Genomic DNA, 17,910 nt, shown 5'->3' on the forward strand with positions numbered 1-17,910 from the left:
GCAAAGAACGCGCACCGCAGTGAGTTGAAAACAATGCGCAAATATTCCGATGTTCAATGAGGGCGGCAAAAATCATCGAAAGCTACGTACGCTTCCGTACAACGAATGGGGACGAAACAGATGCCGATGGTGCGATATCGCACAAATATCGTGAGTGGCGGCGGGAGAGAAAACACACGGCCTGTACAAATAAGGGATGCAAGTTGCAGGAACTTAGCTGGCGTCGTCACGTTGCAGAAAAAGCTCGGGGCTTTTCTTGCGAATAAGGCGGTCGCCAATGACAATGAACCAGCGGGCAGTGCGCGTAGGCCTTGTGGGAGTCGGCAATTGTGCTTCGTCATTTGTCCAAGGCCTCAGCTATTATCGGGATCGCCACGCAAACGTGCCAATGCCCGGCCTGATGAGCCCCGATATTGGCGGCATCCAAATTGCTGACATCGAAGTTTCAAGCGCCTTCGATGTTCATGCGGGCAAGGTCGGTTTGGATCTGAGTGAGGCGATCCGGATCGATCCGAACAATACGATCGATTTTGCGGAAGTCCCCCATACTGGATGTCGCGTGTGCCGCGGTCCTGCTCTCGATGGAATCGGCCGTTACGTTCGCGAGCACATACCGCTATCCGAAGAGCCGGAGGTCGATGTCGCGGAGAAACTGGTGCAGTCCAGGACGAATGTCGTCGTCTCTTTTCTTCCTGTCGGGTCTCAGAAGGCAACCGAGTTCTACGCGGAGCAGGCCCTGGCTGCGGGTTGCGCGTTCGTGAACTGTATTCCAGTTTTCATCGCGTCTGATGCCGCTTGGCGTCGGCGCTTCGAGGAGCGGTCGCTTCCGCTGATCGGGGACGATATCAAGAGCCAGGTCGGGGCGACGATCGTCCACCGTGCGTTGGCGCAGCTGTTTTGTGATCGGGGCGTGAGCGTGGATCGGACGTACCAGCTGAATTTCGGGGGAAATGCGGACTTCCTCAATATGCTCGAGCGTGAGCGGGTACGGTCAAAAAAGATCTCCAAAACGCGTGCGGTCACGTCGCTGCTTGGAGATGCTCCATCGGAGGAGAGTGTCCACATCGGTCCGAGCGATCACGTGCCGTGGCTGACCGATCGCAAGTTGGCCTACATCCGTCTCGAAGGCACGGCATTCGGCGGCGTTCCGCTGAGCGCTGAGCTAAGGCTCGAGGTTTGGGATTCGCCCAACTCCGCCGGCGTGGTTGTGGATGCCGTCCGCTGTGCCAAGCTGGCGCTGAATCGCAAGATCGGGGGCGCGCTCGTCGGCCCCTCCAGCTACTTCATGAAGTCTCCTCCGCAGCAGCTGCCCGATCACATCGCCCGAGCGAAGACGGTCGAGTTCATCGGCTGCGATGGCCATCCCGATTGATCGCAGCTCATGCTGCCGCCTCCACGCGCGTCGCTCGACGGACGGGAGCGGACTTACGCCGCAAGCGTGTTGAGGAACAATCCCAAACCGTGATGATTAACTCCTTGCCGCCCGCGGGAGTCTATCCATGGAGCGTTTGGTCAATGCCCGGCTGAATCGCGTGCTCAGGTGCCTGTCCGAGTCTGACCTGGCCTTGCTGGACCGGTACGCTCGCCCAGTGAGACTTCATCTGAGACAACGTCTCGAGGCGGCGAACCGGCCGGTAACCGACGTCTACTTCATCTATCGAGGCCTGGTGTCGGTCGTCGCGGTGTCCGCCGATCGGCAGCACCAGTCAGAGGTCGGTCTGATCGGGCGTGACGGCATGACGGGCCTGGCCGTGATCATGGGTTCCGAAACGATGCCCTGTGACGCCTTCGTGCAGATCGAAGGCGACGCGATGAAGATTGCAGCTTGCGATCTGCGCCGATCCATGGAGCAGAGCCCGTCACTGCGTGCCGCGTTTGGGCGCTACGTCCATGTCTTCGCCATGCAGGCGGCCCATACGGCCCTGGCCAATGCTAGAGGCACCATAGAGCAGAGACTGGCGCGATGGCTCCTCATGGCGCAGGATCGTGTGTGCGGCAACGAGCTATCCATGACGCACGAGTTTTTGGCCTTGATGCTCGGCGTTCGAAGGGCGGGTGTTACCGTCACCTTGCACAGTTTCGCCTCGCGCGGCCTTATCTCCACGGCGCGCCGCGAAATCGACATTCTCGATCGCCGGGGTCTGGAGCACTGTGCAGGGGGACTTTACGGCGCCCCGGAGCTGGAGCTCGACCGGGTGCTTCCAGATTGATCATGCGCGAGGTGCCGCGCAGATACAATCGATCCTATCGGTTCTCATCGGTGCAAGGTTGCGAGATAGGAGGCCATGGCCTGCGCCTCTTCCGCTGTAGCCCCGACGTTCGGCATCACATTGCCGGCGACAACGGCCTGCGGATCGCGGAGCCATCGCTGCATGTTTTCCGGTGTGTTGGGGAGTGTGCCCGCGAGATAAATGCGGTCCGCAACACCGTCGAGCGGTGGGCCGACACGACCGTCGGCATCGGCAACGCCGGGAATGGAGTGGCAGGCGCCGCACCCGAACTTTGTCATCAGGCTCTTGGCGTGCGCATGGGGTTCTTCGGTGCGTGAAGTCGCCTCTGAACAGGCAGAAAGTGCCAGGGGCATGAGAAGGACGAAAGTAGTTACCAGCAACTTGCCGGGTAAGGCTGCGCGCACTGGAACATCAGAGCGGCCTCGGGCAAAACCGGCATTGGCGCGGCAGCCCAGCGTGTCTGTGATGATAGCGTCTTTCGAATTCCTTGCTGCCGGAGCGGTGACGTGCCCGCATCTCACGTCTTTCTTATCATGCCAAACCACTGCTTTCATATTGCACCGCTTCAGGCTTGATAGAGGCGCAATACTCTGTGGCCGGAATCGTTCCACCTGAGAGATGGGAAACGTGAGGGGGGCGCACTGTTGGGTTTGCGCTACGAAGAGGCGCTTGCCTTCTCAACTTCTCTGCCGAGCTGTCCTTTCAGGACGAGGCGCAGCATTCGCAGATCGCCGCGCAGCGACCACAAGGGATGAGAAAACGTCTTTGGCACGTTGCGTTCGACGAGCGCATGACCGGCCCAAGCTGCCGCGTATGCCGTAACAACGCCCGCCACCGCAAAACGAGGCTGGCCCTTTGCAATGGCAAGTGCCGCACACGCCAATCCCACCGCCGTGCCGCCGATGTGGAACGCGCGGGTGGTGGGACTGCTGTGAGCCCTCAGGTAGCCTGGCCAGAATTCCTCGAACGATGCCGGCTGTTTCACAATGACGACTCCGACGCGCTTAGCAAGGGAAGCGCTCCCGGCGTGGAAGGGGAAGACCGAGAGCGCTCAGGCGTCGGCCGGCAGAGAGGAACCGCCGGCTGTCTGGGCAACGCGGACCTCACGTTCCGGTTCCGAACAACGTTGAGAACTGGCCTGATCGACGATTTGCACGCTGGCCCCGATATGGCCCGAGCGGCAGCGGCCTGCCTTGCAAAAGTTTGCGTGAAGATGGGCCTAAGGCCGTGCGCTCACCCCTGGTCCGTCGCCATCTTGATGAGCGTCCTGTCCTTGAGAGCATAGTGGTCGAGGGCAGCGTGCCGACGCCGCGCCAAGTTGTTTAGCTGTGTCCTCTGCGGACAGGACGTCACCGAAACAGCTCGTTCACCCCGGCGAGAGACCATGGCCACGCTTGCCATCACCTTCATGACATGCCTGCGCATCCAGCATTCTAGATAACGTGTCCCAGCCTGGGTTCGCTCCGCGCGTAGATTTGCGACCTTACGCGCGCCGCGGGATAAATGCCCCCAGGATGCTTTGCTGCGTTCCATCGGTGAGGAGGAGGGGCGTGTTCGACGCCGTCCATGAAGTCAGTTCGCGGATGGTGTGGCGTTGATGGCTTGCAACACGGCACAAGACGTAAGATTCGGCGGAGAGGATACTTACGGGAAGGCTTTGTTCGTGTATCTATCCGTGCGAAACTGCTCGGGCAGGCGCAAAGATCGGGGGTAACCGCGGGAGATCTTGGTCCCTCCGGTTCTTTTATTAACCTTCCGCATCCGCTATTCGCCTCCGGTCTTCCGGGCCAATGATACTCGTATTGGGCTAACTATGGTGCCAGCGCTCGAGACGATGGGGCTGTGACGTACTCTGACTTGGCGGGGAAATCCTTGCGCTGCTATTTTATCCTTGTCGCAATGCTGGCACTTGGGCTCGCGCTCGCTGTTCCAACAGCAGCGCAAGCGCCAACTCCAACCGTTACGGTGATCGCACCGGTCGCCAAGCGCATCACCATCTGGGACGAATACTCGGGTCGTTTCGAGGCCGTGGAAACCGTCGAAGTGCGGCCAAGGGTGTCTGGGTTTGTCGACAAGGTGCATTTCAAGGATGGTCAGCTGGTCGAAGCGGGTGATCCTCTTTTCACCATCGATCCCCGGCCGTTCGAGATTGCCGTCGAAAGCGCGCGGGCCGAAATCGCGCGGGCCAAGGCGGCGGTGGCGTTAGGTGAAAGCGAGGTCGCGAGAGCCGCGCCGCTCGTGAAATCGGGCCATGCTACAGAACGCGATTTCACGCAACGCAGTGCGAATTTGTCGATCGCTCAGGCGGAGCTGCAAGCGGCCGAAGCCAACCTTAAGAACGCCGAGCTCAATCGTGAATGGACGGTGGTCCGGGCGCCGATCTCCGGGCGAGCCTCAGATCGTAAGGTTGATGTCGGCAATCTGGTCATCGGCGGCGCCCAGGACACGTCGTTGCTGACCACGATCGTGTCGCTCGATCCGATCCATTTCGTATTCGATGTGTCGGAGGCGGACTATTTTCGCTATGCGCGCCTCGAGCTTTCAGGTGACCGGGCGTCGTCGCGTGAGGGCGTGAATGAGGTGCGCGTGCGGCTCGCGGATGAGGCGGAGTGGCTGCATGAAGGGACCATGGACTTCCTCGATAATCACTTCAATCCGCGCTCGGGCACGATTCGGGGGCGCGCCACGTTGGATAACAAGAACCAACTCTTCGCAGCCGGGGTTTTCGCCCGCCTCAGATTGTTCGGCGGCGAGGTCGACGCGGTCCTAATACCCGACAGCGCGGTGGTATCCGACCAGATGAACAAGATGGTTTTCGTGGTTGGCGACGATGGCGTCGTGCAGGCCGTGCCGGTTGTCCTTGGGCCGATTGTCGATGGATTGCGGGTGGTGAGAGAGGGGCTCAGCGCGGAGCAGACTGTGGTGCTCGACGGTCTTGCCAATCCCATGGTGCGGCCGGGCGCGAAAGTCGAGCCTGAACTCGGAGAGATCCGACCGGGATCGTGATCGGAGCGGGACATTGCTCCTCACATTGTTTCGAGGCCATGCTTAGGGACGCACGGCCGTAACGGGGACATAGGCTTATCGGCCTAACAGGGGCACCGCCCGCGGAAGTCATCTCATGCGGTTGTCGCATTTTTTCATCGACCGGCCGATTTTTGCCACCGTCGTGTCGGTGATCCTGACGATCGTCGGCGTTATTGCCGGCCTCGCGCTGCCAGTTTCCGAATATCCGGAAATCGTTCCTCCGACCGTCAATATCACCGCGACTTATCCCGGCGCCTCCGCGGCCGTCATTGCCGAAACCGTTGCTGCTCCCATCGAGCAGGAGGTGAACGGCGTCGATAACATGCTTTACATCACGTCACAGTCGACTGGTGACGGCCGGCTCTCAATCAGCGTGGTCTTCAAGCCGGGAACCGATATCGATCAGGCGCAAGTGCTGGTGCAGAACCGTGTCTCCATTGCGGAGCCGCGGCTGCCGGAGGACGTGCGCCGCCTCGGTCTTACGGTTCTCAAGGCTTCGCCCGACCTGATGATGGTCGTCCATATGTTTTCTTCGGACGGATCGCGCGACCAGCAATACATCTCGAACTATGCAACCCTCTATGTCCGTGACCGGCTTGCGCGGATCGACGGTATCGGTGACAGCCGCGTGTTCGGGGCGCGGGACTATTCGATGCGAGTATGGATCGATCCCGAAAAGGCCGCCTCGCGCAATCTAACCGCCGGTGAGGTCGTGGCAGCGGTCCGGGCTGCAAACCTCCAGGTGGCCGCGGGCTCCATCAATCAGCCTCCCGCCTCCTCGCCCGGTGGATTTACCCTCTCGGTGCATACGCTGGGACGGCTGTCGACCGTGGAGGAGTTCGAAAACATTGTCGTGCGCGCGGAGGAGAGCGGCGAAGTCGTGCGCGTTAAGGACATCGCGCGTGTCGAGCTCGGTTCGCAGGACTATACGATCAACGCCTATCTCTCGAACAAGGTCGCGACCGCGATCGTGCTGTTCCAGCGACCAGGTTCGAACGCTTTGGCGACGGCAGGAGCGGTAAAGGCTGAGATGGAGGCGCTCAGCAAGGACTTCCCGCCCGGCCTCGTCTATCAGATCGTCTATAACCCGACGGAGTTCATCCGCTCCTCGATCAATGCCGTGATCATGACGCTGGCCGAGGCGATGCTCCTGGTTGTGCTTGTGGTCATTCTCTTTTTGCAAACTTGGCGTGCGGCCATCATTCCCATCATCGCAATTCCCGTCTCGCTGGTGGGATCATTCGTGGTGATGGCGGCACTGGGCGTGTCGTTCAACACGCTGTCTCTATTCGGGCTCGTGCTCGCCATTGGCATTGTCGTCGATGATGCAATCGTGGTGGTCGAGAACGTCGAGCGAAAACTCGCTGAGGGCCTGTCGCCCAAGGCGGCGGCGCACTACACCATGGACGAGGTGGGCGGCGCCATTATTGCCATCACGGCGACGCTCATCGCGGTGTTCGTTCCGACGGCGTTCATTTCGGGCTTGCAGGGTACCTTCTACAAGCAATTCGCGATTACCATTGCCGCATCGACGGCAATCTCGGGGCTCGTATCCCTGACGCTCTCGCCGGCGCTTGCGGCGTTGCTCCTGAAGCCTCACGCGACGCAGACCAGAGAGCCATCATTCGCCAGCCGTGTTCTCGGGGCGCCGATACGGATCTTTTTTCGTGGTTTCAATGGAGCTTTCGAGAGCCTGTCTCATGGATATGCAGGCGCAACGGGGCGCCTCATTCGCTTGCCGTTAATCCTGCTCACGATCTATGGCGGACTTCTATTCATGACGTGGGATCGGCTGGCGTCCACGCCCACCGGCCTCGTGCCACAGCTGGACCGCGAGTATCTGATCACGGCGTTCCAGCTTCCGCCTGGCTCGACGCTCGATCGAACGGACGCCGTCATGCGCGAGGCCACGGAGCTCATCCTGTCGAGGCCAGGTATCTCGCATGCGGTGGCGTTTGCGGGCTTCGACGGTGCGACGTTTACCAACGCACCAAACACCGCGGTTGTGTTCGTCAATCCGCATTCGTTTGAAAAGCGGGCCGAACTCGGTCTTACCAAGGACGAGATCGTGGCCGATCTCAGGGAGCAGCTTTCCAAGATAAGGGATGCGTTTATTCTGGTGATCGAGCCGCCATCGGTGCCCGGCATCGGTACGGGAGGCGGGCTCAAAGGTTATGTGCAGGATCGGGCGGGACGCGGCTATCCAGCGCTGGAAGGCGCAGCGTGGACGGTGGCGGGCGGAGCCGGAGACGTTCCGGGACTCGTGCAGCCGTTCACCCTCTTCAATACGCGGACGCCGCAGATCTGGGCCGAGATTGACCGTACGAAAGCGGAACAACTTGGAGTGCCGATCGAGCGGGTGTTCGAGGCGCTTTCGGTTTACATGGGATCGGCCTTCGTCAACGACTTCAACATCCTTGGGCGCACCTATCGGGTGACGGCGCAAGCCGATAATCCGTATCGCGAGACGTTGCGCGATATTGCCAATCTCAAGACCCGAAGCAGCTCCGGTGAAATGGTACCGCTCGGATCCGTGGCGACCCTCTCCGATACGACAGGACCTTACCGCGTTCCCCGCTACAACCTCTTCCCAGCAGCGGAAGTCCAGGTGGGGCTTGCGCGGGGGTTTTCATCCGGCCAGGGCATTGCTGCGATTGAGGGCATTGTCGACGATGCACTGCCCACAGGCTTTGCCTTCGAATGGACCGAGATCGCGCTGCAGGAAAAGCTGGCCGGTAATACGGCCGGGATCGCGTTCGGGCTGGCTGTTGTGTTCGTGTTCCTGGTGCTGGCGGCGCTTTACGAAAGCTGGCTCCTGCCTCTCGCGGTCATTCTCATCGTGCCCATGTGCATCCTGGCGTCGATGATCGGAGTCAACATGGCTGGCCTTGACCGGAATATCCTCGTCGAAATCGGGCTTGTTGTTCTCGTTGGTCTCGCCGCCAAGAACGCCATTCTCATCGTGGAGTTCGCCAAGCAGGGCGAGGATGCGGGCATGAGCCGTTACGATGCAGCCGTGGCCGCGGCACGGACACGGCTTCGTCCTATTCTCATGACGTCGCTCGCTTTCATTCTCGGCGTCGTGCCGCTGGTGCTTGCAACAGGAGCGGGCGCAGAAATGCGTCAATCTCTGGGAACCGCTGTGTTCGCTGGAATGCTGGGCGTCACGCTGTTTGGGTTGATCTTCACGCCGGTTTTTTACGCGATCACTAGCGCGCTCGCAGGCTGGCTGCGCAAGGGGACGCATAAGGATGCCGAAGCCCGGCCTGGGCATTGATTGCTGTTATTTAACGGATCACTGCTCACTACGAGCAAGCCCGGGATCGTATGGATAAAGCAGAGAGTGAGAGGACCGATATCAGGCGGTTGCCGCGGTGGAGAAGACTGCCGTTCGAATGGGATCTACTTTGAATGCCTTGTGGCAACTTATACGGGAATGGATAGTTTCTATATTTAAGCCGAACTCTTTACTGCCAAGGTAGGGTTTTGTAAGGAGATAGGCACTAGGGCGGGTGATGACCGCAGTTTTATAAAGGGTAATAAGAGTATGGCCAGAGGAACAGGCAGAGGCCTCGACCGCCGGAGCGTGAAGGATTGGTTCTCGGGATTGAGCTTCGAGCTGCAGGAGGCTGTGCTTGCTGATTTCGAAGCGGCGTTCCAAGCCTCTAAGGCGGAACGTATCAGTGCTCTTGAGGATGAGCTTGCCAAGCTGAGGAACGGCGCCGCGGAGCCCGCCCGCCCTGTCGGGAGACGGGTCGGCCGTCCACGTAACGCCGCGCCTAGGAAACGGGTATCCGAGAAGAAGGGCGTGAAAATCCCTCCGAAATACGCGGACGACAAAGGCAACACGTGGGCCGGCCGCGGTGTCTATCCGGTGTGGGTCAGGGATTATCTCAAAAAGCGCGGCAACAAACTGGATGACCTTCTGATCGCCAAGACGGGATGAGCGAGCCCCAAGAGATCCTCCCGATTTCTGCCCCGTGCGAGCTCTGTTGCTCGCACTGGGGCCGCAATTTGACTCTCAAATAAATAATTGGAGCGGAGTCGGGGCTGCGCAATCCGGCTGGCGCGCCTAGAGCCGTTCCGATTTAAGTAGAAACGGGGAACGGCTCTAACTTTTGTTTCTTCGTGCGTCTTGTCGGACACCTTCTTGCATGGCTTTGCCATGGCGGGTTCCCACTTTTCCGGAAGCACTCTAAGCTGCGTGCTTCTTCACCCAGGCGACATAGCGATCCATCCATCCCTGCAGAAACTGGCGGCTCGCTTGGCCGATGCTTCCATCAGGCTCGAACAGCTCGTCCTTCATCTGCAGAAACGCTTCGGGCTGACCGAGCGTCGGCACGTCCAGATAGGCGAGAACGTTGCGCAGGTGCTGTTGCGCGAGTGCGGTGCCGATGGCGCCGATTGAAATGCCGATCACGCCGGCAGGCTTGCCAGCCCAGGCGTTCTGTCCGTAGGGCCGAGATGCGTGGTCGATCGCATTCTTGAGCACACCGGGGATCGACCGGTTGTATTCCGGCGTCACGAACAGGAGCCCATCCGCGTCAGCGATCTCGGCCTTTAGGCGTCTGACTTCGGGTGCCTGGTTCTCGTCGTCGTCCTGATTGTAGAGGGGGAGGTCGCCGATCTGGACGGTATTGAATGCAAAGTCCGAGGGCCCGAGTTTGATGAGCGCGTTGGCGAGCTTGCCGTTGAAGCTCTCGCGGCGCAGGCTGCCAACAAGGACGGCGATCTTGGTGTTGCTCATCGTGAGTCTCCTTTGCGGGTGCAATGCTTTCAGATCATCCGCCGCGATATCTCGCTCCTAATACGTGATGGAAGCGAGCCATCCGGACCAAGACCATCCAGGCAACTGGCGAATGCAACGTTTCCGAGGCTGGATCTCTAACGGATCTCGTACCTTGGGTGACGAGCGGAGTGCGGGAGATGGTTCAAACCATGGCCGCTGCCTCCTCAAAGGACTTGAGCGCTTGCCTGTGAATCGGCAAGGCCAGGCCCCGATGGCGATGCAGGGCGCTGTCACCTGAACAACGTCATGGCTTTTTCGTCGAGTACGCCGCCGGCGATGTCGATCGGCGCGAAGGGCGCCTTTGACGCCACGTCGTCAGCCGAGAGCCTGATCTGGTCTACCCTGGTCGAGAGCTGCGCGAGAGACGCCGCGTAGACTAGGCGCCCGAGCCCGCACCACAGGATCGCGCCCATGCACATGCAGCATGGCTCACCCGATGTGTAGAGGGTTGCGCCATTCAGTACGTCCGGACCGTGGGCGGATAGGCACGCGCGGATCGCAACCATCTCTCCGTGCGCGGTTGGATCGCGATCGATGCCGGTGCGGTTGTGGCCGCGGGCAATCACTTGGTTGTCCTTGACGATGACGGCCCCGAACGGGAACGCGGCCTTGGCGGCCTCGGCGAGGGCCAACTCCATGAAGCGATGATCGTCCGGAAGGACGGCGGCTGATCGCGCGTGACCTTGAGCCGATCCGGCGAATGTCGCCGCAATGAGTGTTGCGCCGCCGCCGAGAACATCACGCCGATCCAACCGCTCCATGACGTCCTCCGTGAGGTGCGACGGCCCAGAAGGCACCGCTGTTCTGGTGCGCTTTCGGAACCTTGATGCCGGAGCGCGCATATTCGCTAGTCTAGGTGCCCCGATTTAAGCTCTGCTTAAGGTTGGCGGGCGCGTGTGTGCCGAAGTTACTGCTCATGCAATGGACCAACGCACATGCATCTTTCTCGCCCCTCTACAACCCGGCTCGCATTTTTTGCGGGAGTTGCCGCATTGGGCCTCGCGTGGACATTGAACTCTTCCCACGCCGAAGACATGCCAGCGGACCGTGCCGGACTCGACGCATATATCCGTGACTATCTGATGGGAAATCCGCAGGTTCTGCGCGATGCCCTGCTAAAACTTGAGGCGGATGAGCAAACGGAAAACGCCAAACGCGTGCTACGAGACCTCAAGGAGGAAATCTACCACGCCGGCTCGCCTGAAATCGGCAACCCCGATGCAAAGGTGATCATCGTCGAGTTCTACGACTACAATTGCCCGTATTGCCGCTCAGCCTATCCCGAGATCAAGGCGTTCATCGAGGCGAACCCGGATACTAAGATCGTGCTGAAAGATATTGCGAGCCTGGGTAAAGAGTCCGAGGCGGTGGCGCGCGTCGTGATCGCGGCCGCCAAGCAAGGCAAGTTCGCCGCCCTGCACGACCGGCTCATGACGCAAAAAGGCCAGAACACCGAGGCGCGGGCCCTCGACGCCGCCGCGAAGCTCGGTCTCGATATGGAGCGCCTGAAGATAGATGCGCAGTCATCGGAAACGGGCGACGCCCTGACGCGCGCCCAGCAGCTTGCGGATCGCCTCAGCGTGCCAGCCACACCCCTTTATATCATCGGTCACCAAGGCATCTCCGGTTCTCCGGACGACCTCGTTGCGCAACTCTCCCGGCATGTGGACGATGTGCGCAAGGCCGGCTGTGACGTCTGCTGAGGAGCCATCGTCGAGCACGGCAAATCGGTCGATAGGGTTGTCGATCTCACGCTCGAGGCCCATCATGAAGGCCACCGAAACCCAGCTCTCGTCGCGCCCGCAGACATGCCCCGGAGCCAGCCTCGCGGACCTATCCGCTGCTGCGTTCAGCTTTAACCGCGCATAAAGACCGGCGGTGTTAACCAGGACGGAAAATTATGCCGTCACGCGCCGAACGCCCGTCAGGCGCAGAGAATCCAGCGGACATTCGATGCGCGTCATTTCTTGTCTCGTGACCGAGCACAATCTTTGGCTTGTCGGATTGGCGGCCTTCGTCTGCATTACCGGCGCTCTCATTGCCTTCCGCCTCTACGCGCGGGTGCAAAGCCGCCACGGCCTGCAGAAGCACGGGTGGGTGTTTCTGACCGCCATTGCCGCAGGATCTTCCATTTGGTGCACGCATTTCATCGCCATGCTGGCCTATGAGGTTTCGGCTCCGGTAACGTTTCATGCCGGGCTCACGATGGTGTCTCTCCTCATCGCCATCCTTGGATGCGCGCTGGGTTTCGGACTGAGTGCGCTGGATACGCGCTTTCTCCGCCCGGAGCTTTGCGGAGCCATTGTCGGATTCGGCGTTGCGGGCATGCATTACACCGGCATGGCCGCCTATCATGTGGCGGGTTTCATCGAGTGGGACGCGGCGCATATTGCGTATTCCGTCATCATTGCATCCGTCTTCTGCGCCGTGGCGATGCATGAAGCCGTGCGCCCGGCTTCCAAGTACGCTGCGATGCGAGCGCCGGCTTGGTTCGTGCTGGCGATCGTGGGGCTGCATTTTACCGGCATGGCGGCTATCCAGGTCATCCCAATGGGGGGCGTGCCCGCGATTGACAACACGGAAGCTTTCGAAGCGATCGCCATGGCGGTTGCCGGCGCCGGCTTGATGATTATCGGGACGGGCGTTGTGAGCTATCTCATCGACGAGAAATCCACCCAGGAAAGCGTCGCGAAGCTGCAGCAAATGGCGATGAGCGACGTTCTCACGGGATTACCTAATCGTGCCCATTTCACAGCGCACCTGACCAATGAGATCAATCGCGCAGGCGAGCATGACTGGCGCCTTGCGATCATTGGCATCGACCTCGACCGCTTTAAGGAAATTAACGACCAATGGGGCCATGAGGCCGGTGATCGCGTGCTTATCACTCTCGCCGGTCGGCTCGGAAAACTTATCAAGCCCGGGGAATTCATCGCCAGAGTGGGTGGTGACGAGTTCTCGGCGGTCAAACGCTACAACGCCGTCGAGGAGGTGCACGACTTTGTTGCGCGGATCGAAACCGCCCTGAACACTCCGATCGACCTCTCGGATTTCGTCACGATCACGGGCGGCTCGATAGGCGTGGCTCTCTATCCGGACGACGGTATGGAGCCCACGCGGCTTGTCATGAACGCAGACCTCGCCATGTACCGGGCAAAACAAGATTCGACGCGGAGCACGTGCTTCTACGAACAGACCATGGATGAGGTGGCTCGCGCCCGCAGCGCGCTGATGGTGGACCTTCGTCTTGCGATCGCGCGTAAGGAATTCGAGCTTCATTATCAGCCTCAGCATTCGCTCTCGACGCAGGAGATTACGGGGTACGAGGTTCTCCTGAGGTGGCGTCATCCCGAGCGCGGCATGGTTCCGCCTGCCGAGTTCATTCCCATCGCGGAGGAAACGGGATCGATCATTGAGATCGGTGAATGGGTGCTGCGCACCGCCTGTCGCGAAGCAGCAGACTGGCCGGAGCCGCACAAGGTCGCCATCAACATCTCGGGGGTGCAGCTCCGAAGCGGAGATCTTGCTGAGTTGCTGCATTCGATCCTGATCGAGACCGGCCTTTCTCCGATGCGGCTCGAGATCGAGCTTACCGAAACGGCGGTTATCCAAGACCGAGAAAAAGCGCTGCATGTGCTCCGCCGCGTTCGTGCGCTGGGAGTCACCATTGCCATCGACGATTTCGGCACCGGCTATTCTTCCCTGGACACCTTGCGTACGTTCCCGTTCGATAAGATCAAGCTGGACAGCTCGTTCACTCAAGGCCTGGATTACGATGCCCAGGCCAAGGCTATCGTTCGTGCAGTTCTCGCTCTCGGTAAGAGCCTGGAGATCAGGGTTCTGGCCGAAGGGGTCGAGACGAACCAGCAGCTCTCGATCCTGCGCAACGAGGGATGCGATGAAGCGCAGGGATATTACCTGGGAAGACCCGCGAGAATTCCGCCGCCGCCACCGCATTGGCCGTCGCTCCAGTCTTCCGACGCAGAGGCTGCATCCACGATGTGGACCCGCTACTCAGCTTGTGAAGGCTAGAGCCGTTTTTCGCTTACCCTCAGAGCCGAACTCCCTTGGTGTTTGTCTCGGCGGCTCATCGTTACCCATCGGGGCGATTCCGTCCGAATGAGATCTGCTCTAGATTGATCGCTACAATGCTGTCGGGTGCCAGCCGGCACGTGATAGCTGATTTCGCGCGGCTTGCTCGCGATCGTGATGGTCGCCAGAAGAAGAGGTTATCTCGATGCGGGGAGCCAGTCTTATCGTGACCTGCCATCCTTCAAGGGACAGCCTTTGCGGACGCGTCGCACGCACCGCCGAGCGAGCCTTGAGGGACGGCGGCGAGACTGTGATCGTTGATGATCTCTGCCATGGCGGCTTCAATCCCATCCTCTCGCCGGAGGAATTCAAGGCCTTTTACGAAAAGCACATTCCTGACGACCTGGAGACGCTTGTTGCGCACCTCCGACAGGCCGCCTACGTCATCTTCGTTCTGCCCATCTGGATGTACGATATGCCCGCGCTGTTGAAAGGGTATTTCGACAGGGTGTGGCGGCCGCATGTGGCCTATCGGATGGATGGTGACCGGATCGAACCTCTGCTTACCAATATCAAGCGATTGCTCGTCATCGCTACGCATGGCCGGGATGAAGCGGAGACGATGGCCGCCGGCGATGCCACGTCGCAGTTTTTCTCGGTCTCGTTGCCGACCCTGCTTCCAAATCTCCAGTCCAATGAGCGGTTTGACTTTTTTGCTCTCGATGCACCGGACGCCAGCGTGATAGAGGAGAAGCTGAATGGCTTCGCGAGCATGTGCTGATGTCGGCCCGCGCCCTCTCTGCGTCGGGGCGGTAGCACGCCATACCCTGGAGTCCGCCCTTAGCGAAAGGGTCTATGGGCAGCATGAGCTTCTACGCTCGCGGCTGATGAAGGAGCCGCAATCCGTATTCGCCTTATTCAGCGTTTGCCGCAAGCTTGACAAACGTCAAGCTGGGCGCCGTTCGCATGGGTTAACGCAGGCTGGCGTCATCATCGGGCGCTGGCAGCGCTACATGAGGGCGCAACTTGGCGAGCGGGAGGGCCAGTCTATGGAATCCAAGGTTGCGGTCATCACCGGAGCCAGCAGCGGTATCGGCCGCGCCATAGCTGAGAGATTCCTCGATGACGGCTATCGAATTGTCGTCATGGCCCGGACAGAGGAGGCCTTGCAGGAAATCAAGGCCCGGGCGCCGGACAAGGTGGTCGTAGTTCTTGGCAACGTCACGGACGCATCCGATTTGAACCGCTTGGTGGACGCAGCGGTCAGCGCCTACAAGTCGGTCGACGTTGTGATCCCGAACGCAGGTGCGGCGAAGGTTGTGTCTTTTGTGGAGAGCGACCCCGAAGCGATCGCCGACCAGTTCAATCTCAATTTTGTTGCCGCGACGGAAACCGTGAGGAAATTTCTTCCTCATATCGCCAAGGGTGGGAGCGTGATCTTCATCACGACGTTTCTCACTACGGTCGGCTTTCCTGGCCTGGCTATCTATAATTCCAGCAAGGCTGCATTGAAGTCGTTTGCGCAAACCCTCGCGGTCGAGCTCGCGCCGGCGGGTATCCGCGTCAACAGCCTGGCGCCCGGACCTATCGCAACTCCGCTTTGGGGCAAGGCGGGCCTGCCGGCTGATGCGCTTGAAGCCGTCGCTGGCCAGATCAACGCGCGCCTGATGCAAGGCGCATTCGGTGAGCCCGCGGATATCGCAGAGACGGCATTGTTTCTTGCCTCGCCCGCCGCCAAGTTCATCTATGGGCAGGAGATCGTCGTTGATGGCGGATACACGATCGGGTGAGCCACCGATGTGGCGGCAATCAGGTCCCTCAACGTAATCCAGCAGCGCTGCTGAAGGACCTGTGCCCGGATCCGCGTGCCTCCGTCTTTCGCTGCGTGGCCGTTGAGAAGGAGAACCGGAAATGCCCGATGGACTGTATCCGACCGCAACCGCGGAGTTTGCGAGGAAGCGTCGTGATCTGACGCCTGAGCATGAAGCCGCTTTCCAGGCCTTCAGCAAAACGGTTTTTGCTGAAGGGGCGCTGCCGGCAAAGGTCAAGCAGCTCATTGCGGTCGCCGTCGCGCATGTCACGCAATGTCCATACTGCATCAAGGGACACACCAAGGCCGCATTGCGGCACGGGGCGTCACAGCAGGAATTGATGGAGGCGATCTGGGTCGCTGCCGAAATGCGGGCGGGCGCCGCTTATGCTCATTCCGCGCTTGCGCTCGAGGAGATGGCCAAAGCTGCCACTCCCAAAGACACCTGAGCGCGCCTCAAAGTGAGGTCATTCGCTTCCTCTCTGCCGGGCCTCACAGATGTTCCGGACGGGAGCGTTCGCCCAATATAGGGCAACCGATCTCAATCTGTTCTGGCCACACTAAACCGAATGGTTTATCGAATACCAATCGGATTAATGTGGAGTGCTGCCATGACTGCTATCGTTCCTCCTTTCACGCTGGAAGGTGCTATCGCAAAGGTGCGCCTTGCCGAAGACGGCTGGAACAGCCGCGATCCCGAGCGCGTCTCAAAAGTTTATACGGAGGACAGCCAGTGGCGGAACCGGGCTGAGTTTCCGCGGGGCCGCAAGGAAATCGTCGAATTCCTAACGCGCAAATGGGCGAAGGAACTCGATTACAGGCTGATCAAGGAACTATGGGCGTTCGGCGACAATCGCATCGCCGTCCGGTTCGCCTACGAGTGGCATGACGATAGCGGTCACTGGTTCCGGTCATATGGAAACGAAAATTGGGAGTTCGATGCGGCTGGCCTCATGCAGCGCCGCTTTGCATCGATCAACGATCTGCCGATTAAGGAGGCGGACCGCAAATTCCACTGGCCGCTCGGCCGGCGTCCAGACGACCATCCGGGACTGAGCGATCTCAGCCTCTAGAGCATTTTCCGTTCACTTGCGCTCACTGCAAATTCTCTAGCTATTTGTTTGAGCGAGCATCTTCACCCATTCGAGCGAGTCCGCCCGAATGGGATCTGCTCTAGCGCGGAGCTTGCTGATCGGTGCGCACGGTCTACGAAAAGGCAGACGTTCTTCCTATGCTGGCCGAGGTCTTTCGAGAGCTTGGCTATGAGGGTGCGTCGTTCGGCAAGATCACGGAGCGCACCGGGATCAGCAAAGGCAGCCTCTATCATTTTTTCCCCGACGGGAAAGAGCAAATGGCTGCTGAAGTGATCGGGCAGATCGATGGATGGTTCGTTGAGAACGTCTATCGATCTCTCGAGCAGGATACACCAGGCGCCGCGCTTGAGCGGATGTGGACAGAAGTCGATACATACTTCCGCTCCGGCGGGCGCGTTTGCCTGATCGGCGCCTTTGCCCTCGATACGACGCGCGACAGCTTCGCTGAGGCGATCCGAGGCTACTTTGACCGCTGGGTTAAAGCGCTTGCGCTTTGCTTGAAGAAAACGGGGATCGAACCAGCGGCTGCGCAGGCGTCTGCCGAGGATGTCGTCGCGGGCATCCAGGGTGCGCTGGTCCTTTCTCGCGCCCTGAACAATCGGCAGGTGTTCCTCAGGGCGATGCGGCGCTTGCGGAACGACGTCGATGCTCTCATCGCGCAGGCGGCGTCGCGTAAGGCAGGTGCACGAAACCGCAGAGTCTCGCCGCGGTCCTCACAAAAGGGCGCGCGCCTGCCGCGGCGCTGATGCGGCCTCCCACGCATCGGCGCAGATACAAACAGTCCACGTGCCTGAGCAGGGAGACCGCCTCCACAGGAGAATCCGCGCAGCCGGGGGCGGCGGGCGGAAATTGCCACATAGCGAACAACCATATCGTCCGCGCGTTCCCCTGTCAGACTGCGTTCGGTGCCGCGGCGTCCAGCGGACG

The 17,910-nt window shown here is 60.1% G+C and carries 16 protein-coding genes; 12 read left to right on the forward strand and 4 right to left on the reverse strand.

All coding sequences use genetic code 11. The features are described from left to right. Positions 1–283 precede the first annotated feature (283 nt). Together V7P99_RS08080 and V7P99_RS08085 are read left to right on the forward strand one after the other, a co-directional pair. A complete protein-coding gene (locus V7P99_RS08080) occupies positions 284–1,372 on the forward strand; it encodes an inositol-3-phosphate synthase (RefSeq protein ID WP_333794290.1) in 1,089 nt (362 codons plus the stop codon). 127 nt (positions 1,373–1,499) lie between these two features. After that, on the forward strand, positions 1,500–2,210 hold the full coding sequence (locus V7P99_RS08085) for a Crp/Fnr family transcriptional regulator (RefSeq protein WP_333794291.1): 711 nt from the start codon (positions 1,500–1,502) through the stop codon (positions 2,208–2,210). 44 nt (positions 2,211–2,254) lie between these two features. On the opposite strand, the gene V7P99_RS08090 is transcribed toward V7P99_RS08085, so the two are convergent. Both V7P99_RS08090 and V7P99_RS08095 read right to left on the reverse strand, forming a co-directional pair. Beyond that, positions 2,255–2,785: a c-type cytochrome gene (locus V7P99_RS08090; protein WP_333794292.1), complete on the reverse strand. Its 531-nt coding sequence runs from the start codon at positions 2,783–2,785 to the stop codon at positions 2,255–2,257. Positions 2,786–2,886: 101 nt separating this feature from the next. After that, the gene (locus V7P99_RS08095) at positions 2,887–3,216 is read right to left on the reverse strand and encodes a DUF962 domain-containing protein (RefSeq protein ID WP_333794293.1); all 330 of its coding nucleotides are present in this window, start codon (positions 3,214–3,216) and stop codon (positions 2,887–2,889) included. 857 nt (positions 3,217–4,073) lie between these two features. Between V7P99_RS08095 and V7P99_RS08100 the strand changes: the two genes are divergently transcribed. The 3 genes from V7P99_RS08100 to V7P99_RS08110 all read left to right on the forward strand — a co-directional run bounded on the left by V7P99_RS08100 (position 4,074) and on the right by V7P99_RS08110 (position 9,204). After that, positions 4,074–5,237, forward strand: a complete 1,164-nt coding sequence (locus V7P99_RS08100; RefSeq protein ID WP_333794294.1) for an efflux RND transporter periplasmic adaptor subunit — start codon at positions 4,074–4,076, stop codon at positions 5,235–5,237. A gap of 115 nt (positions 5,238–5,352) precedes the next feature. Further along, the gene (locus tag V7P99_RS08105) at positions 5,353–8,535 is read left to right on the forward strand and encodes an efflux RND transporter permease subunit (RefSeq protein ID WP_333794295.1); all 3,183 of its coding nucleotides are present in this window, start codon (positions 5,353–5,355) and stop codon (positions 8,533–8,535) included. 270 nt (positions 8,536–8,805) lie between these two features. Continuing rightward, a complete protein-coding gene (locus V7P99_RS08110; protein WP_333794296.1) occupies positions 8,806–9,204 on the forward strand; it encodes an H-NS family nucleoid-associated regulatory protein in 399 nt (132 codons plus the stop codon). A gap of 249 nt (positions 9,205–9,453) precedes the next feature. Here the strand turns inward: V7P99_RS08110 and V7P99_RS08115 are convergent, their stop codons facing one another. Continuing rightward, positions 9,454–10,005, reverse strand: a complete 552-nt coding sequence (locus V7P99_RS08115) for an NADPH-dependent FMN reductase (protein WP_333794297.1) — start codon at positions 10,003–10,005, stop codon at positions 9,454–9,456. A gap of 272 nt (positions 10,006–10,277) precedes the next feature. Continuing rightward, positions 10,278–10,808 (reverse strand): nucleoside deaminase, encoded by a 531-nt coding sequence (locus V7P99_RS08120; protein WP_333794298.1) that lies wholly within the window; start codon positions 10,806–10,808, stop codon positions 10,278–10,280. Between the two features lie 174 nt (positions 10,809–10,982). Here V7P99_RS08120 and V7P99_RS08125 point away from each other — a divergent pair, with 174 nt between their 5' ends. From V7P99_RS08125 to V7P99_RS08155, 7 genes are all read left to right on the forward strand, one after another. Beyond that, the gene (locus V7P99_RS08125; protein ID WP_333794299.1) at positions 10,983–11,750 is read left to right on the forward strand and encodes a DsbA family protein; all 768 of its coding nucleotides are present in this window, start codon (positions 10,983–10,985) and stop codon (positions 11,748–11,750) included. 250 nt (positions 11,751–12,000) lie between these two features. Further along, complete coding sequence (locus V7P99_RS08130) at positions 12,001–14,079, forward strand: putative bifunctional diguanylate cyclase/phosphodiesterase (protein WP_333794300.1); 2,079 nt, start codon at positions 12,001–12,003, stop codon at positions 14,077–14,079. A 205-nt stretch (positions 14,080–14,284) separates the two neighbouring features. After that, the gene (locus V7P99_RS08135) at positions 14,285–14,860 is read left to right on the forward strand and encodes an NAD(P)H-dependent oxidoreductase (RefSeq protein WP_333794301.1); all 576 of its coding nucleotides are present in this window, start codon (positions 14,285–14,287) and stop codon (positions 14,858–14,860) included. A gap of 232 nt (positions 14,861–15,092) precedes the next feature. Next, positions 15,093–15,869 carry an SDR family NAD(P)-dependent oxidoreductase gene (locus V7P99_RS08140; protein ID WP_333794302.1) on the forward strand — a complete coding sequence of 259 codons (777 nt, stop codon included), beginning with the start codon at positions 15,093–15,095 and terminating at the stop codon, positions 15,867–15,869. A gap of 121 nt (positions 15,870–15,990) precedes the next feature. Further along, positions 15,991–16,338 carry a carboxymuconolactone decarboxylase family protein gene (locus V7P99_RS08145; RefSeq protein ID WP_333794303.1) on the forward strand — a complete coding sequence of 116 codons (348 nt, stop codon included), beginning with the start codon at positions 15,991–15,993 and terminating at the stop codon, positions 16,336–16,338. Positions 16,339–16,500: 162 nt separating this feature from the next. After that, positions 16,501–16,962, forward strand: coding sequence for a nuclear transport factor 2 family protein (locus V7P99_RS08150; protein WP_333794304.1), 462 nt, complete (start codon positions 16,501–16,503; stop codon positions 16,960–16,962). Positions 16,963–17,084: 122 nt separating this feature from the next. Continuing rightward, the gene (locus tag V7P99_RS08155) at positions 17,085–17,729 is read left to right on the forward strand and encodes a TetR/AcrR family transcriptional regulator (RefSeq protein WP_333794305.1); all 645 of its coding nucleotides are present in this window, start codon (positions 17,085–17,087) and stop codon (positions 17,727–17,729) included. The last annotated feature ends 181 nt before the right edge of the window (positions 17,730–17,910 follow it).

Origin of the sequence: Hyphomicrobium sp., assembly GCF_036780825.1 — a bacterium.
Taxonomy (GTDB): domain Bacteria; phylum Pseudomonadota; class Alphaproteobacteria; order Rhizobiales; family Hyphomicrobiaceae; genus Hyphomicrobium_C.

Excerpts from the sequence above, each read along its gene's own strand:
- V7P99_RS08080 (WP_333794290.1), top strand. The coding sequence starts at position 284 with ATGAACCAGCGGGCAGTGCGCGTAGGCCTTGTGGGAGTCGGCAATTGT.
- V7P99_RS08085 (WP_333794291.1), top strand. The coding sequence starts at position 1,500 with ATGGAGCGTTTGGTCAATGCCCGGCTGAATCGCGTGCTCAGGTGCCTG.
- V7P99_RS08090 (WP_333794292.1), bottom strand. The coding sequence starts at position 2,785 with ATGAAAGCAGTGGTTTGGCATGATAAGAAAGACGTGAGATGCGGGCAC.
- V7P99_RS08105 (WP_333794295.1), top strand. The coding sequence starts at position 5,353 with ATGCGGTTGTCGCATTTTTTCATCGACCGGCCGATTTTTGCCACCGTC.
- V7P99_RS08110 (WP_333794296.1), top strand. The coding sequence starts at position 8,806 with ATGGCCAGAGGAACAGGCAGAGGCCTCGACCGCCGGAGCGTGAAGGAT.
- V7P99_RS08115 (WP_333794297.1), bottom strand. The coding sequence starts at position 10,005 with ATGAGCAACACCAAGATCGCCGTCCTTGTTGGCAGCCTGCGCCGCGAG.
- V7P99_RS08120 (WP_333794298.1), bottom strand. The coding sequence starts at position 10,808 with ATGGAGCGGTTGGATCGGCGTGATGTTCTCGGCGGCGGCGCAACACTC.
- V7P99_RS08125 (WP_333794299.1), top strand. The coding sequence starts at position 10,983 with ATGCATCTTTCTCGCCCCTCTACAACCCGGCTCGCATTTTTTGCGGGA.
- V7P99_RS08130 (WP_333794300.1), top strand. The coding sequence starts at position 12,001 with ATGCGCGTCATTTCTTGTCTCGTGACCGAGCACAATCTTTGGCTTGTC.
- V7P99_RS08135 (WP_333794301.1), top strand. The coding sequence starts at position 14,285 with ATGCGGGGAGCCAGTCTTATCGTGACCTGCCATCCTTCAAGGGACAGC.
- V7P99_RS08140 (WP_333794302.1), top strand. The coding sequence starts at position 15,093 with ATGAGGGCGCAACTTGGCGAGCGGGAGGGCCAGTCTATGGAATCCAAG.
- V7P99_RS08145 (WP_333794303.1), top strand. The coding sequence starts at position 15,991 with ATGCCCGATGGACTGTATCCGACCGCAACCGCGGAGTTTGCGAGGAAG.
- V7P99_RS08150 (WP_333794304.1), top strand. The coding sequence starts at position 16,501 with ATGACTGCTATCGTTCCTCCTTTCACGCTGGAAGGTGCTATCGCAAAG.